The 16872-nt window shown below is 31.3% G+C and carries 15 protein-coding genes; 13 read left to right on the top strand and 2 right to left on the bottom strand.

Translation table 11 applies throughout. The features are described 5' to 3' along the window. Positions 1-130: 130 nt before the first annotated feature. From purC to ON24_RS09080, 5 genes are all read left to right on the top strand, one after another. A complete protein-coding gene (gene purC / locus ON24_RS01440; protein WP_076621395.1) occupies positions 131-868 on the top strand; it encodes a phosphoribosylaminoimidazolesuccinocarboxamide synthase in 738 nt (245 codons plus the stop codon). An 80-nt stretch (positions 869-948) separates the two neighbouring features. Next, positions 949-1221, top strand: coding sequence for a phosphoribosylformylglycinamidine synthase subunit PurS (gene purS, locus ON24_RS01435; protein ID WP_016358708.1), 273 nt, complete (start codon positions 949-951; stop codon positions 1219-1221). A gap of 14 nt (positions 1222-1235) precedes the next feature. Continuing rightward, the gene (gene purQ, locus ON24_RS01430; RefSeq protein ID WP_040681678.1) at positions 1236-1889 is read left to right on the top strand and encodes a phosphoribosylformylglycinamidine synthase subunit PurQ; all 654 of its coding nucleotides are present in this window, start codon (positions 1236-1238) and stop codon (positions 1887-1889) included. A gap of 68 nt (positions 1890-1957) precedes the next feature. Next, entirely contained in the window at positions 1958-2704 is a 747-nt protein-coding gene (gene cobA / locus ON24_RS01425; protein WP_040681677.1) for a uroporphyrinogen-III C-methyltransferase, read from the top strand. Then, positions 2701-3072: a DUF2304 domain-containing protein gene (locus tag ON24_RS09080; RefSeq protein ID WP_081585219.1), complete on the top strand. Its 372-nt coding sequence runs from the start codon at positions 2701-2703 to the stop codon at positions 3070-3072. The genes cobA and ON24_RS09080 overlap by 4 nt, the downstream gene beginning before the upstream one ends. A 370-nt stretch (positions 3073-3442) precedes the next feature. Here the strand turns inward: ON24_RS09080 and ON24_RS01420 are convergent, their stop codons facing one another. Continuing rightward, complete coding sequence (locus ON24_RS01420; protein ID WP_040681676.1) at positions 3443-4921, bottom strand: B12-binding domain-containing radical SAM protein; 1479 nt, start codon at positions 4919-4921, stop codon at positions 3443-3445. Between the two features lie 275 nt (positions 4922-5196). Here ON24_RS01420 and ON24_RS01415 point away from each other — a divergent pair, with 275 nt between their 5' ends. The 3 genes from ON24_RS01415 to ON24_RS01405 all read left to right on the top strand — a co-directional run bounded on the left by ON24_RS01415 (position 5197) and on the right by ON24_RS01405 (position 9137). Continuing rightward, positions 5197-6420 carry an aldo/keto reductase gene (locus ON24_RS01415; protein ID WP_040681675.1) on the top strand — a complete coding sequence of 408 codons (1224 nt, stop codon included), beginning with the start codon at positions 5197-5199 and terminating at the stop codon, positions 6418-6420. Positions 6421-6713: 293 nt separating this feature from the next. Further along, positions 6714-7268, top strand: a complete 555-nt coding sequence (locus ON24_RS01410; protein ID WP_040681674.1) for a LemA family protein — start codon at positions 6714-6716, stop codon at positions 7266-7268. Between the two features lie 78 nt (positions 7269-7346). Next, a complete protein-coding gene (locus ON24_RS01405; protein WP_040681673.1) occupies positions 7347-9137 on the top strand; it encodes a DUF2207 domain-containing protein in 1791 nt (596 codons plus the stop codon). 751 nt (positions 9138-9888) lie between these two features. Here ON24_RS01405 and ON24_RS01400 read toward each other — a convergent pair. Then, positions 9889-11187 carry a TrpB-like pyridoxal phosphate-dependent enzyme gene (locus tag ON24_RS01400; protein ID WP_040681672.1) on the bottom strand — a complete coding sequence of 433 codons (1299 nt, stop codon included), beginning with the start codon at positions 11185-11187 and terminating at the stop codon, positions 9889-9891. Positions 11188-11534: 347 nt separating this feature from the next. Here ON24_RS01400 and ON24_RS01395 point away from each other — a divergent pair, with 347 nt between their 5' ends. From ON24_RS01395 to ON24_RS01375, 5 genes are all read left to right on the top strand, one after another. After that, entirely contained in the window at positions 11535-12320 is a 786-nt protein-coding gene (locus ON24_RS01395; protein WP_040681671.1) for a uroporphyrinogen-III synthase, read from the top strand. Positions 12321-12345: 25 nt separating this feature from the next. Next, positions 12346-13563, top strand: a complete 1218-nt coding sequence (locus ON24_RS01390; protein WP_050553511.1) for a glycosyltransferase family 2 protein — start codon at positions 12346-12348, stop codon at positions 13561-13563. A 375-nt stretch (positions 13564-13938) separates the two neighbouring features. Then, positions 13939-14226: a signal recognition particle subunit SRP19/SEC65 family protein gene (locus ON24_RS01385; protein ID WP_040681670.1), complete on the top strand. Its 288-nt coding sequence runs from the start codon at positions 13939-13941 to the stop codon at positions 14224-14226. A 38-nt stretch (positions 14227-14264) separates the two neighbouring features. Continuing rightward, complete coding sequence (gene recJ, locus ON24_RS01380) at positions 14265-15671, top strand: single-stranded-DNA-specific exonuclease RecJ (RefSeq protein ID WP_040681720.1); 1407 nt, start codon at positions 14265-14267, stop codon at positions 15669-15671. A gap of 376 nt (positions 15672-16047) precedes the next feature. After that, entirely contained in the window at positions 16048-16860 is an 813-nt protein-coding gene (locus ON24_RS01375; RefSeq protein ID WP_016358720.1) for a DUF7839 domain-containing protein, read from the top strand. Positions 16861-16872 lie beyond the last annotated feature (12 nt).

The raw sequence follows: 16872 nt of genomic DNA, 5'->3' as shown, positions 1-16872 counted from the left end.
CATAAAAGATTATTGATGGTCAATAACAAAATATATAATTAATAATAAAATCATAAATAAGAATATTGTATATTTATTTAAAATTAATAATTTTCTTTAAATATTTTCAAATTATTAGAGGATTAAAATGATTGAAAAGACTGAACTAATGTATGAAGGAAAGGCTAAAAGCGTTTATGAAACTAATGAAGCTGATAAAGTTATTGTTGAATTCCGTGACGATATGACTGCTGGTGACGGTGCAAGAAAAGAGACCATGGATAAAAAGGGTTATTACAATTCAATAATTACCGCTAAAATCTTTGAAGTGCTTGCCGACAATGGCATTGATACCCAATTAATAGAGCTTCAAAAACCTAAGACCTTAGTTGTTAAAAAACTTGACATGATTCCTCTTGAAGTCATTGTACGTAATATAGCAACTGGAAGTTTAGTCAGGACATTTCCTTTTGAGGATAAGACTCCACTAAACCCACCTATTGTACAAACCGATTATAAAAGTGACGAATTCCATGATCCTGCCATAAATGATTCCATTTCCAAAGCACTTGGTCTTGCAACTCAAGAGGAACTTGATTTCATTAAGGAAACTGCACTTAAAATCAATGACATAATGAAGGACATGTTTAAAAAAGTTGGCATTATCTTAGTTGACTTTAAAATTGAATTTGGTAAAGATTCCGAAGGTAAAATCGTTCTTGGTGATGAGATTAGTCCAGATAGTTGTAGATTATGGGACGCAGATACTATGGACATGTTAGATAAAGAATTATTCAGAAAAGGCCAAGACGATAAAGTCATGAGCGCTTATGAAGAGGTCTTCAATAGATTAATTACTGATGATGACAAAGCTAAATGGAATTTATAGACTTGTTGTTAGTTAAACTATTTAATATAAAATTTGTAATTCTAGATTATCCCAATAAAAATATATTATGAGTGATTTAAATGAAATATGATATAGAAGTAACAATATATCTTAAAGAAGGAATGTTGAATCCCGAGGCAAAAACTATTGAAAACTCACTTTCCCTACTTGGTTATAATGTATCAGACACCAAAACCAAAAGCATCATTACTTTCCAGATGGAAGGGGAAAACACTGAGGAGGTAAAATCCGAAGTGGACGATATGTGTCAAAGATTACTCTGTAACCCTGTAATTCATAATTACAAAATCCTTGTTTTCCCGGAAAGTGTAGACTGCGGACTTAAAGAATAGATACGGGGGATAACATGAGAATAGGAGTAATAAGATTTCCAGGAACAAACTGTGATAGGGATGTTCATCATGCATTGGAACTTGCTGGTGCAGAGGCCGATTACGTTTGGTGGAAGGATGAGGATCTAACTGACTATGACGGTATTGTCATTCCAGGGGGATTTTCATATGGAGATTACTTACGTGCAGGAGCAATAGCTTCAATCACACCTGTAATTGACGGAGTAAAAGCATTGGTTAAAGAGGAAAAACCAGTACTTGGAATATGTAATGGTGCCCAAATCCTAGGAGAAATAGGACTTGTTCCAGGGGTTTTCATCACAAACGAATATCCCAAATTTAATTGTCAGTCAATAGAGCTTAAGGTCAAGACCACACGCAGTCCGTTTACATCATACTACAAGAAGGATGAGGTGGTTCAAATACCAATAGCCCATGCAGAAGGAAGATTCTATACAGAGGATGTTGAGCTTTTACATGATCAGGACCAAATATTGTTCCAGTTTAATGATGAAAATCCAAACGGATCCATTGAAAAAATCACAGGCGTATGTGATGAATCTGGACTTGTCTGTGCAATGATGCCTCACCCTGAAAGGGCATGCGAGAAAATTTTAGGTTCAGACGACGGACTTAAAGTATTTAAAGGTATGATTGACAATAGCTGATCCTTAAAAAGATAAAGGACAATAAAAAAAATAAAATTCCAACTATTTAAAGAAAAAAATGTGATAAAATGGTAGTGTATTTAGTAGGTGCAGGACCTGGAGATGCAGATTTAATAACCGTAAAAGCTGTAAAAATACTTAAAAAAGCTGATGTAGTTTTATATGACTATTTATCAAATGATGAAATATTAAATTATGCTCCGGATACTGCTAAGAAAATATATGTAGGTAAAAAAGCAGGTTCCCACTATAAAAAACAGGATGAGATCAACGAGCTTATCGTTAAGGAGGCTCAGGACAGATCCAATAACAAGGAAGGTAAGGACCCCGTTGTGGTACGTCTTAAAGGTGGAGATCCTTTTGTGTTCGGACGTGGGGGAGAGGAAATCCTCGAACTTGCAAAAGCTGGAATTGATTTTGAAGTTATTCCAGGGGTTACCTCAGCAGTAGGTGCACCTACATCACTTGGATTACCAATAACACACAGGGCAGTTGCAACGTCATTTACAGTTGTTACTGGTCATGAAGACCCAACAAAACCAGACAAACAGGTCAAATGGGATTTTACAGCAGATACCTTAATCATCCTAATGGGAATCGGAAACATTAAAGAAAATACACAGGAAATCATGAAATATCGTGACGGTAAAACACCTACATGTGTCATAGAAAGCGGAACACTTCCCAATGAAAGGGTAATATTTGGAACACTTGACAATATTGCAGACAAAAATATAAATACACCTGCGATTTTAATAATTGGAAATGTCATTGATGTGTTTAAGGATTTAGATTACCTAAAAGCTAAAGAATAAATAATAAGAGGGATATTATTTTTGGACTAAACCTACCTTTTCATCTGTACCAGCCTGCAGCAATAATAATTGGAATTATTGCAATATACTATGCCCATAGAAAATATAAAAATCATGAAATCCACTTGGGACTAATAGTGTTGTGGGACATATTCTTTATTCTAATGATTGTTGTATCATTTTTAGGTGATTTTACAACATTCATGAGTAATTACATAGGTTTTAGACGTGGTCTTGATTTGATATTCTCAGCCGCTTTAGCTATACTTCTATACTTTAGTTTCAAAACAGCTCAAAAAGTAGAGGAGCTGAATGACAATATCTATAAATTAAACAGTATTATTGATAAGAACAATAAGAAAGAATAAACAGCATTTAAAAGTTTTAAAGTTTTTCAATTTAAAAAACTTCTATTTTTCTTATTTTAAAAGTAATTTCTATAGTTAAAAACTTCTATTTTTCCAATAATGTTTTTTACATAAAATTCATAATTTAATTTAGTAAAAAAAATATTTATATTAAAAAAATAATTTCCAACATTTCCTATTTTTAAAGATAAACTTTTTACCTTAATAACTTAAAAAAAATCCAATTTCTATTATTTTAAACAACATATCTTTATATGAAAGGTTTATAGTTTTCCTAATTTAAAAAAATAAACTTTTCAATTTTATACATAAAAGAAAAGATAATACTTAAAATAAATTTAATTTAAAAAAAATAGCTAATAATGAGGAATTATTGTTCCTCACTTGATTTATGGAAGAATTTCTTAATTCTAAATGATATATATTGAGTTCCACCACGTACATTACGTTTAAATTCTTCCCATGTGAGATTTGCAAGAAATGTTTTAACAATATATGTAAATGAGAAATAATATTTGCTCATCAGGTTATCCCTAATTTTTTCAATCTCCTCATGACTTGCATAGGGATAGTCAACCAAACAATTAAGATAGCCCTCATCATTCAACCAATGGGAATAGTCCTCGGTTATGAGATAATCATTGTCCCGTGCCCAATTATAGAATTCCGTACCTGGGAAAGGCACCGCCTGCTGGAAGAAACACATGTCAGGATAAACCTCCTTTGCAAATTCATAGGTTTGATTAATGGTTTCAAGATTATCCCCTGTAAGACCAATCATAAAGCATCCGAATACTTTAATATCCAAATCACGAGCATATCTGGCAAAGTTACGTGACTGTTCAAGAGTAATTCCTTTTTTAGTCTTATCAAGCACTTCCTGGTTACCTGATTCATAACCGCATACAAGTAACCTACAGCCTGCCCCCTTCATTTTGGCCATCGTTTCATAGTCAAGATCCACCCTTGTATTGCAAGACCATATTGGTTTAAGACCCCTTTCTATAATCTCATCACATACTTCCATTACACGTTTCTTGTTTACTGTGAAAGTATCATCCTCAATAAATATTTCCTTGATTTCAGGCATGTCAGTTAGGATATACTCGATTTCATCCACCAGATCTTTAACGGATCTTAAACGATACAATCTTCCACCCATTGTTGATGGATAGGAACAGAAGTTACATTTATTTGGGCAGCCTCTACTTGATACAATCTGTATCATAGGTTTCTGTGCAAATGCATATGCATAATCGTTACAATCCAGGAATTCCTGATAGACCTTAGATACCCAAGGAAGCTTATCCAAATCAACTAAAGGTCTGTCAATGTTATGGACAATCTTACCGTCCTCATCCCTATAGGAGATTCCCTCAATATCTTTAAGTTGACCGTAGTCTACAATTGAATCCCCACCTGCCTTTACAATCTCAGGTACGGTAAAATCGTATTCCTGACGAACGACAATATCTACCCCGTAGCATTTGTTTAGAACATCCTCCGGCAGAATTGTAGGATGTGTTCCACCACAGATAATTTTAATATTGGGAAAACTGTCTTTAATCCTGTTTAGGGTGTTATAATCATAGCTACATGTAGGTGTAGTTGTCTCACACATAATATAATCTGGATTGTATGAGGATATTTCATTTAAGGTATCCTCTAATGTAAAGTTTTTCGTAATACAATCAACTAATTTAACGTCAATTCCATAATCCTCACATACTCCAACACAGTAAGCAAGCCAATAGGGATAATATAAAGTACCTGATTTTGTCTTCTCTGGCCAACGACTTGCCCTACTAATATTGAATTCATATGGTAAATTCAAAAATAATACTTTCATGATTTTCTACACCTATTAAAAATAAATATGATCTCTACCTTACTTCCTAAAAATATAACAATAAATGGTATTTATCTTATAATATTTAAGTTTTATAAAGAGGATACTTAATGTTTAAAAAGTCAATAGAAAAATCATAAAAATCAATATATTCTAAGAACATCTATTGGAAATCCTATAGGATTATATAAAAAAATATCAGATAATTAGAAAGTATTTATACAAAAAATAAAAAAGATAATAATGATTAATAATTAAAATCAAAAAATGATAATATGGAAAATAGAGTGATTGAGAAGAATGGAGATAGTATTTCACCTCTTGGGTTTGGAGCTATGAGACTTTCATTAAACGGAAGGGAATATGGGGAATCTAGACGATTATTAAGAATTGGAATCAACAATGGTATAAATTTTATTGATACCGCATATGTTTACTCCAATGGAAACAATGAAAAGCTCATTGCAGATGCCCTAAAAGACGGTTACAGGGAAAAAGTGAAAATATCCACAAAGATACCTGCATTCAATATTAAAAGAAGGGAGGAAATGGAACCTTACCTCAACAAACAATTAAAAACTTTAGGTATGGATTACATTGACTATTACTTCCTTCATAATGTTAACCTAAAAATTATGGAAAGACTCTCAGATATCGAGGTATTTGAATTCTTGGATAAAGCAAAAAAGGAAGGTAAAATAAGAAACGCAGGCTTTTCATACCATGGAGAGATCAAGGACTTTAAGAAAGTAGTTGATATGTATGATTGGGACATGTGTCTAATACAATTCAACTATTATGATGCTGGCATTCAGATGGATATGGATTGCATTGAATATGCACACTCTAAAAAGATGGGAATATTTGTAATGGAACCTTTAAAAGGAGGGATCCTTGCAGGAGATATGCCGGAGAAAGTTGAAGAGGAATTCAGAAAAGTCAACCCTAAAAAAACCAATGCGGAATGGGCTTTATCCTGGGTATTAAACCATCCGGAGATTACATGCGTTCTATCCGGAATGACAGATATAGAACAGTTAAGGGAAAACATAAGGATTGCAAAGGAAGTGAAACCTAATTCGTTAAGTGATGAGGAGCTTAAAACAATTAAGCATGCAAGAAACATGATGAAGAAATCCCTTAAAATCAACTGTGCAACCTGTGGTTACTGCATGCCTTGTCCAGAAGGAGTAAACATCCCCAAATGTTTCGATCTATATAATGAAAAATTCCTATTCAATAAAAAAGATCTTAAAGCAAGAACACAATATCTCACACAGTTAGGCGGTGCGCTTGACGGCAATTCCCAGAATGCTGGAAAATGTAGTCAATGTAATAAATGTGTAAGGTTATGTACCCAACATCTTAACATTCCGGAGGAACTTAAAAAGGTCAAATCCGAGTTTGAATATCCTGGATTTAACATTATAAACGGTATCGGCAAATATGTTGTACTGCCAGTAGCCAATAGAATCTTTGATATGAGAAATAAACTTTAACCTAAGTTATTTTATTATTTTTTATAATATTATATTTTAAATACTGAAAACCTGTTTTAAACAATTAAGCCTTATTTATACAAACAATATTATACATTTTAAATATTGAATACTGAAAAACCTGTTTTTAACAACTAAGTTTTATTTATGCAGACAATATTATATATTTAATATATTGATTATTGGAGGATCTGCTTTTAACAATTAAGCATTGTGATTTTTAAAAAAGTTAAACAAAAATTAAATAAATTATGAAATACTTAAAAATAAATAATAGTATGGAGGATAATATTATGGATATTCTTATGATTATTATTCTTGTTATAGTTGTAATCCTGATTATTGGAATAATTCTAATCTACAATGGTCTTGTTAATGCAAGAAACAAAGTGAAAAATAGCTGGGCGCAAATCGAGGTCCAACTTAACAGGCGTGCTGACTTAATTCCAAACCTTGTAGAAACTGTAAAAGGTTATGCAAGTCATGAAAAGGAAGTATTTGAAAAGGTGACCGCTGCAAGATCTGGTCTTTTACATGCTCAAGGAGTGGAAGAGGTTGCAGAAGCAAACAATATGTTAACCGATACATTAAGAACTTTATTTGCCGTATCAGAAAACTATCCTGATTTAAAGGCCAATGAGAATTTCATTAATTTACAGAACCAACTTAAAGATACGGAGGACAAGATCGCATATGCAAGACAGTTCTATAATGATACTGTATTAATGTATAACAATAAATGTGAAACATTCCCAAGTAACATATTTGCGAATATATTCAACTTTAAAGAAGCGGATTTCTTTAAAGGAGCACCCGGCTCAGAACAGGTACCAAAAGTTGAATTCTAAACAAAACTCTTATTTTTATTTTTTTTACTATTTTTAAAAGAGAATAATTACTGATTTTAATCCAAAAGGTGAGATATTATGGATAAGAAGATAGTTGGAATACTGATTATTTTAACTATTGCTTTAGCTTTGATTCCTACCATCACAGCAGATGATGATAGATCCTACGACATTACACGGGGAATCGTTAATCTGACTGTAGACTCTAACGGTAACCTGCAGGTTTTAGAAACATATACCTATGATTTTAAAGGAACATTTCATGGAGTTAATCGTGAAATACCCGTTAAAGATGGAGAAGGTCTAACAAATTATAGCGTCACGACAGATGGAGCCTATAACAGTGTTTCTGTATCTAATGAAGATAACTATAAAGAGTTTACCGTCAACCTATATAAGGATCCCGCAAAAACACAGGCAATCTCAGACTGTGAGGTGAATGTGACCTATAACTACACAATGAAAAACACCGTTAAAATATATAATGATGTTGGCGAAGTCCAATATAAGGTCTGGGGAGGTGAATGGGACCAGGGCATTAGTAATTTTACAGCATGCCTAAACGTTCCCTCAAGAAATGGAGTTGAATACTGGATCAATCCGAAAAACTTTGATGGAACAAGCAAATGGACCCAAAACACCTTACAATTACATACAGACTATAGGGAAAGTGATGAATACATTGAACTTAGAGCAGCAATTCCAAGAAGTGAATTTAATCCAAACCCTACAGACGGAAACATAATCAATAAGAATGGTCTTGATGAGATTAAAAAGATACAGTCCGAGTATAATACAAAATACGATATCGCAAATATGGGATGCGTTTCTACCATAATCCTAGAATTCATATACATTGTATCTGTTGTAGGAATATACCTAAAATATGGTAGGGAACCTAAAATAGAGTATAATGGAATCTATGAAAGGGAACCTCCTACAGATGACAGTCCAACATTTATCAATGCAATGATACCAGACAGATTTAAAAATGTGGGAGATTTAAATGACAATGGATTTAAAGCCTGCATAATGGAACTAATAAATGACGGTTATCTAAAAATTGTAAATAGGGACAATATAACAGAAAATAAAAGTAACAATATTAGATTAGAAGTTACGGACAAAGACCAATCCAATTTAGAATTCTACCAGAAACATGCGATAAACATCCTTAAAGGTTTTATGTATAATGGTGTAATCGACTTTAAAATGATGGAAAATGATTTGAAAAACGAGGAAAATGCAGAAAGATTCAATAACGTATACAGAGCCTGGAAAACCAGTTTTATCTCTAGAAATATACCTGAAAGCATAAAAAGGGAATACTTTGATGATACCGGATCAGTCTATATAATGATTTTATCCCTAATCATCTTAGTAACCGGTATCATATTAGGATACTTCTTGTTTGGAACAAATGTGGAACTAGAGTCTATAGGATTTGTAGGTTCAATCGCATTAATAGCATCAGGTATTATTGGACTACTATTACCCTCAACATTTGGTGGAAGATGGAGTAATGAAGGAAAGGAATTTGAAATGAAATGGTTAAACTTTAAGAAATATCTTAATGACTACTCATTAATAAAAGAATATCCTCCAGAGTCCATTGAAATATGGAACAAATATTTAATATATGCAACTGCACTTGGAGTTGCTAAAACTGTTGAAAAAGCAATGAACAGCATTGCATACAATAACATCACAGACAGCTATTATTACAACAATGATGTATTCATGTTTAGTTACTTTGGTGGAATGAATGCATTAGAATCTGCAATAACAACCGGAATAAACACCATTAATACCTACGATATTGGGGATATTGGAGGGGGATCTGGTGGTGGAGGTGGAGGAGCTTTCTAGCTTCCAAACTTCTTTAATCTCCATATCTTTATTTTAACATGTTTTCAAATAAAACATGCCTATTTTTAAAACAATAAATGAAGACTACTTCTATAATGATTCTAAAGACCTAATCCATCCTAAGTAAATGAAAGCCATAAACCTTAAAAAACTATTTTTAACAATGAATTCTTTCATACAACCACAATCTAACCATTAAAAAATCGATAAAAAAACTATAAACCTTAAAAATAATTTAAAATCTGTTTTTAACAATGAATTATTTTATATAAGCAGATGCTAATCATTAAAAAATAAAAAAACCACAACAATTTAAAATCTATTTAAAAACTGTTTTTAAACTAATATTACCATATTCTCAATGAAACCATTTAAATTAAAAAAAATATAGAGTAAATTAATTTCATGATTTAAAAATATTATTTCTAAAAATAATAAAAATTAAAAAATAAAATTATTCTTTTATAAAAAATAAATTAAAAAAGTTAAAAAGGACAATTAGAAAATTGAAAAAAAACTTGTATTTAAAATATCTTAAAAAATCCAAAACCCGATTTAAAAAAAACTTATAAAAAGGATTTATTCAAATATCCTAAAAAATCCAAAAACAATTCAAAAATTGAAAAAATGATTAAACCTATAATAAAATAGCAAAGATAATTATAAAAAATGCTTAAATATTAAAATAGAACTTATAAATATCTTATTTAATAAAAAAAAAAATAAAAAGTAAGAAATAATTATAAATAAACTAACTATTTTTCATTGTACCATCCAAATAGGATTCGTAACCTTTGAAATCCATTAAACCATGACCGGAGAAATTAACTACAATCGTCCTCTCCTCACCAGTTTTTTTACATTTTTTAGCCTCATCAATTGCTACTTTAACCGCATGATCAGTTTCAGGTGCTGGAATTACACCTTCACATTTAGCAAATAATTTTCCTGCAGCAAAAACATCTGTTTGATGAGCAGTTACAGGAGTAATATAACCTTCATGTGTAAGTAATGAGACCTGAGAGTTCATTCCATGATATCTAAGTCCACCAGCATGTACTGCAGGTGCAATAAAATCATGCCCTAATGTATACATCTTTAGAAGTGGAGTAAAACCAACATTATCTCCAAAATCATAATCATATCTACCTTCTGTTAAAGTAGGACATGCAGAAGGTTCCACCGCTAAAAATTCACAATCAGTATTTCCCTTAATTTTTTCTCTTAAAAATGGAAACATAGCTCCACCAAAGTTACTTCCTCCACCAACACATCCAATCATAACGTCTGGTTCTTCCTCAGCGATTTCCAATTGTTTTTCAATTTCTTGACCAATTACGGTTTGATGTAATACTACATGATTTAATACACTGCCCAAGGTATATTTAGTTTTGTCATCAGCCAATGCCTCTTCAACTGCTTCTGAAATAGCTATTCCTAAAGACCCCGGAGTATCTGGCATTTCATCTAAGATTTTTCTTCCTACTTCTGTTCTACTACTTGGTGATGCAAATACATTTCCATCGTACATTCTCATAATAGTTTTTCTAAAGGGTTTCTGATCATAGGAAACTCTCACCATATAAACATTAGCCTCCAGACCCATTAATGAAGCTGCAAGAGATAATGCTGTTCCCCATTGACCTGCACCAGTTTCAGTAGTTAATTTTTCAATGCCCTCCTTTTTTGCAAAATATGCCTGTGCAATTGCACTATTTAATTTGTGACTTCCCGTTGGAGAGGTATCTTCCCTTTTATAATAGATTTTTGCAGGAGTATTCAATTTTCTCTCAAGACCTACTGCTCTAGTTAATGGTGTAGGTCTTCCTAATCTTTGATATAATTCACGTACCTCTTTTGGTATCTTAATATATCTTTCTTTAGAGAATTCTTGATTAAGACACTCACCTACAAATATATCAGGTAATGTGCCGATTTGATCTTTACCTTCACTATTTTTAGGTGAAGGTAATTCCACAGGCAAATCTGCATTAATATTATACCAATTTTTTGCTACTTCATCACTAGGTAAATCGATTTTATAATCCATGGTATCTCCTTCTAATACTTTATAATCTTAAATTTAATTTTTTTAAAAAAAGTACTATAATGTATTTTTTAGTACATTAAATATTTTAAATGATGTTATATTTAAATCTTTACTGTACATTTTTGTACATTAAACTCTTTAAAAATAAAATAAACCTTGAAATCCATAATAGGTATTAAAAAAGTCCATGATTAAGTAATTAATAAAAAATAAATTTAATGAAATACAGAATTAGTTTAGTATAAAAGACTAGAGTTATACCTTAATATAAAAATAATATTCAAGATCAATACAAAAGAATTATGATTATATTTTAATAATTAAGATTAAATCAGATGAGGAATTTTATGAGCAATAAGAAAATAGTAGCTTTAACACGTCCTATAAGCAGATCAAAAGAGGCTAAAAAATTAGTAGAGTCATATGGTGGAGAGGCTCTAATAGTACCTACATTAGAGTTAGAACTTCTAAATTCACCATCACTTAAAAAATTTATGGAAGAGATCGATGATTTGGATTGGTTAATATTTACATCAGTCTCATCACTGGATTCAATATATAAATATTACCCGGATTTTAATGAAAAATTAAATGACAATTGTAAAACAGCAGTTATCGGCCATAAAACGGCTGAGGTTGCGGAAAAATATGGTCTCAGAGTAGACCTTATACCTAAGGATTATACCGCCGAGGGATTACTTGAAAGCTTTAATGATATAGACATTAAAGGACTAAAAATTGGCATTCCAAGAACCTATTCCGCAAGGAAAGTACTTCCCGAAGAGCTTAAAAATCGTGGAGCCAATGTGATTCTTGCTGAAAGTTATAGATCCACCATACCCCATGATAAAAGTAAAATAAAAGGGTTAATCAATAAAATATTAAATAAGGAGATTGATGCGATTACATTTACAAGTCCTTTAACTGTTAGAAATTTATTTAAAGTTGCAGAAGACAATATCAAGGACCAACTATCCAAATCATTATCTGAGAACATAATCACAGTATCCATTGGACCTATTACCGCACAGGCCTTAGACGAATTCAATGTTAAATATATCTATCCTGAAAGGTATACTGTAAAGGATATGATTGACTTATTATTCGACAAGTTTAACAACAAAGAAAATTGATTTAGGAAAATAAATGAGATAGATTATGTCATACAAGATTAGTATAATTGTACCTGTTTACAATGGGGATAAAACACTGGAAAATGCACTGGACTCCATTATAAATCAGACAATAGGTGTTAAAAATCTGCAGGTTATAATCGTCGATGATAAATCTACCGACAACAGTAGAATTATAATTGACGAATACTGTCAAAGATATGAAAGTTTTGAGGCCATATACCTTAAACGCAATATTGGTGGAGCCTATGGACCAAAGAACATAGGACTCAAACATGTCAAAGCACCTTATATTATGTTTTTAGATTCAGATGATAGTTTTGAGAGGGATGCATGTAGAATACTTTATAATAAAATCACCCACAGTAATGCCCAGATTGTATATGGAAGATATAAACGTATCTATACCGATGTCAATTTAATGACAAAAGAAAACCGTGCAGACAACTATATAAGCCCTAATCTGGAACTTGTCCAAAAATCCCACTCAGCATTCAAGGACAGTCTTAGTGAATATAATGATGATATTCTGGATAATATCACACTTACAGGGATTATGGGAAGTCTTTGGAGGAATATCTTTGGAAGGATATTCTATGGAAGAACCATTAAGAATCCGGAAACAGAAGACGGAGTATTTGATGAGATTTACATTAAAAGATTAGAGGACAATATTGACATACTTAAATCACTTCCATCATTCTGGACCAAAATATATGATGCAGATTTAATTTTATCAAACAATATTAGGTTTCCGGAGGTGATTTCTGCAGAGGATTTGAATTTCATAATGGAGGCCTATTTTAAAGCCGATGGTATAATATTTTTAAACAATACATTTATCTATAATTATTATATGAGAGATTCTGATGATGACAAATCCATTACAAAAGATATAAGTTATAGATTGGTCTATGATTCCCTATTAGGTTACGCCAAATGTTCAAACTTATGTAATAAACATGGATTCGAGAATACAGAAATAATTCTAAACCCATTTTTACTTAATTGGATCAGTTTATATAAAAGAGCAGATTTAGACAACAGCCAAAAGATTAAACTTCTAAGAGAGTTTGAAATATTTAGAAGCCATTATAATTGTAAATGGAAAGGAAACCTTTTATGTTCCATTATTATAAAAATGATTAACAGATCCATTCAAAAAAAGAGAAGATATAATAAGCGTGGAAATAAAAGAAAATCAGAAAGATATAAACGATATGAAATTGATTATGAAAATTAATAAATTATAAAACTTTAATATTTATAAAAAAGAAATATCTTATTAATTATGAAATTAAAATAGATTATCTCAAATAAGAAATATGTCTTGGATTAAAATAGCTAGTCTAAGGATAAGAAGATAATCATTATAAAAACTATAATAATTAAATTTAATAAAATATCCAAAACTTAATTGAAAATTAAGACCATATCAAATCTAAGAAGACATTGAAAGATGGAAAGATGATTTGATAATTAAATTTATTAATGTAGTTAGTTAAAAACTTTTAAGATTAAGGTTAAAACTTTAACTAATCTTAAAAACCTGTTTTAAATTAAATTATATATTATTGTTAGTTAATTTAATCATATTTAAATAATTAGGAGCTATACTATGAAAAATGAATTCACTGTAATATGGCCAGTATATATAGATTCTAATAGAACAATTTCCGAAGGTCGTAAAATAGCTAAAGATGAGTCTGTGGATGATCCTTCACTTAAAGAAATCAGAAAAGCTTGTTATAAACTACACCTACAGCCAGCAATTGAAAAATATAAAAGTTATCCCGGTTCATGGTATGAACATTCCGGAAGGGTAACTGTAAAAACAGATATGAAAAAAAATGAACTTTTAAGGGCTGTAGCAAGTAAAATAAATAATGAAATACGAAAATATTAGATTAAGGTTAAAAAATGAGTATAGAATTGGAAGAAACAATTGAAGAGTTACCTACCCAAATGAAACAATTATACAAGGAAGCTAAAGAGATTATTCTTAATAATGAAGATATTAAAATTTACAGCCATAATGATTGTGATGGAATATCTTCAGGAGCAATTCTTTCAATAATTATGGATAGACTAGGTAAAGATTATGAGATAGAGTTTGTTTCTCTTGATAAACTAGAAGATTTACCATTAACCCATAAACTTACCATTTTCTCAGATCTAGGTTCCGGACAACCTGTTGAAAAATATGCAACTGAAGACTCCGAAATCATAATATTGGACCATCACCCTCCACTTAGGGATTTAAACTACAGGGATACAAAAGACTTTAAATTCCTTGAGATAAATCCGATGCATTTTGGAATTAATGGTTCATATTATATTTGTGGTGGGGGATTATGTTATTATCTTGCTAAAGAATTCGGATATGATGATTTAAGTTGGATTGGAGTTCTATCCGCTGTAGGAGATATGCAAAATACCCATACCGGTAAAATGGAAGGCCTTAATAAGCTCATATTAAATGATGCGATAAAGGGAGGATATGTAAAAAAGATAGGTGACTTATCTATTTATGGTCGGGAAACAAGACCATTATTTGTAGCGTTGTCCTATTTCTCAGACGTGACCTTGCCAATCACAAACAGTAAGACAGAATGTATTGCATTGTTAAATGAATTAAATATACCTAAAACAACAGATGATCATTATACAACCTTAAGTGACCTTACAAAACCGGAAAAAAGCAGATTGTTCTCCGCACTTGTTAAAATGTTATCCAGGGAAGTTTCTGGAAAATATGTTGAATATATTCCGAAACTTGTAGCTGCAGATAGTTATGAATTCCTACAGGAAGAGGACCATACATTTCTACGTGATGCGTCAGAATTTTCAACCGCAATGAATGCATGTGCAAGAAATAAGGAGGAAATGGTCGCACTTAAAATATTGAAAGGCAATAGGTCAGATGCATTAGATGAACTTGAATATATCTCAAGAAACCATAGAAGATACTTGGCCTTAAAGATTCAGGAAGTCCAAGAGTCACATGCCATTGTTGAGATGAATAACATTCAATACTTTGACGGTAGTGGAATTAGAAGTGAGGTAGTTGGAACCATAACCGGAATGGTATTGTCTTACGGAAATTGGAGAAAACCGATTATAGGATTTACACAGGTAAGTGAAGACAACGATGATTTAAAAATCTCACTTAGATGTTCAAGGCTACTGGCATATGATGGAGTTCATTTTGGAAACATTATCCGTGAGGTTGCACAGGATTTAGGTGGTAACGGTGGAGGACATGCTGTGGCATGTGGTGCATACATTCCAAAAGAGTGTAAAGAGGAATTTTTAAAAACCTTTGATGAAAAACTAGAAGGTAAATTATAACTACAATTTACCTTAAAATCCCTTCAAATATTCATTTAAACTTATTTTACTAAAAAAAATAAATTAACCTAAAACTATTTTTAAATATAAAAAAATTATTAAAACTTATTTCATCTAAAAAAATATCAATTTTATTAAGATTTACACAAAAATAAGTTTTCATATGATTAAATAAGGTTTATCCACAATAGAATTGACCATAATACCTAAACTTCATTACAAGAATTGTTAAACTGTCCACAATTATAAAAAAAACCAGACATGTCAAATATTATTGATTGATTGGCAAAAGAAGTTTAGAAAAAATTTAAATAAGGATTACTTTAAAAGTTATATCAAGTAATGTTTAATAATTATTAAATAATGAGGGATAATTATGGAAGTATTCAAAAAAAGAGGTTCCATGACAAAATTTCAAATATTGAGTGAAATTTCAAAGCAAGAACCTCATCTTAAGCAAAAAGACTTAGCTGACCGTTTAGGAATAACAGTACAAGCAGTTTCTGAAAATATCAAATCATTAATCGATGAAGGTTATATTACTTCTAAAGAAGGACGTTCACCATATAAGATTACCCAGGAAGGTATTAAAAAAGTTAAAAGGGATGCAATCACATTACGTAAATACTCAGATAGTGTTTTAGAGATTATGGACCACTATCAATCAGTATGGCCTGCAATTGCAAAGGAAGATATTGAAAAAGGAGATAAAGTAGGAATATTTATGGAAAAGGGTCTACTTTATGCAAGCCATAAGGAGCAATCAGCTAATGCAATAGCGATTTCCCCTGCTAAAACTGGTGAAGATGTAGCTTTAGGTGAACTTACCGGATTGATTGATTTAAAGATTGGTAAGGTCCTAATTATCACCATACCTACTATCAAAGAAGGAGGATCTGCGGTAACCGATTTGGATTTAATAGAAAGTATCTATAAAAACGGATTTAAAGAATGGGGAGAAAACAATCAAATAGATAAGGTAGCTGTGATTGGTACCGTCGCACATGCCATAACAAATAAACTAAATTTACCTATCGATATTGAATTTGCAGTAGCTGCATCAACTGCCTCAGCCGCTAGAAAGGGACTTAATGTCATGGCCTTATCTGTAGGAAACATGACTAAAAGCTTCATTAAAGAAGTTGAAAAAGAGGATGTTAATTACAATGTAATTAATGGAAAACTCTAATCAATATCTTTT

This window comes from Methanobrevibacter boviskoreani JH1, from assembly GCF_000320505.1.
Classification (GTDB): domain Archaea; phylum Methanobacteriota; class Methanobacteria; order Methanobacteriales; family Methanobacteriaceae; genus Methanarmilla; species Methanarmilla boviskoreani.
The sequence above is the reverse complement of the archived record's forward strand: the minus strand, read 5'-3'. Positions and strand labels throughout refer to the sequence as shown.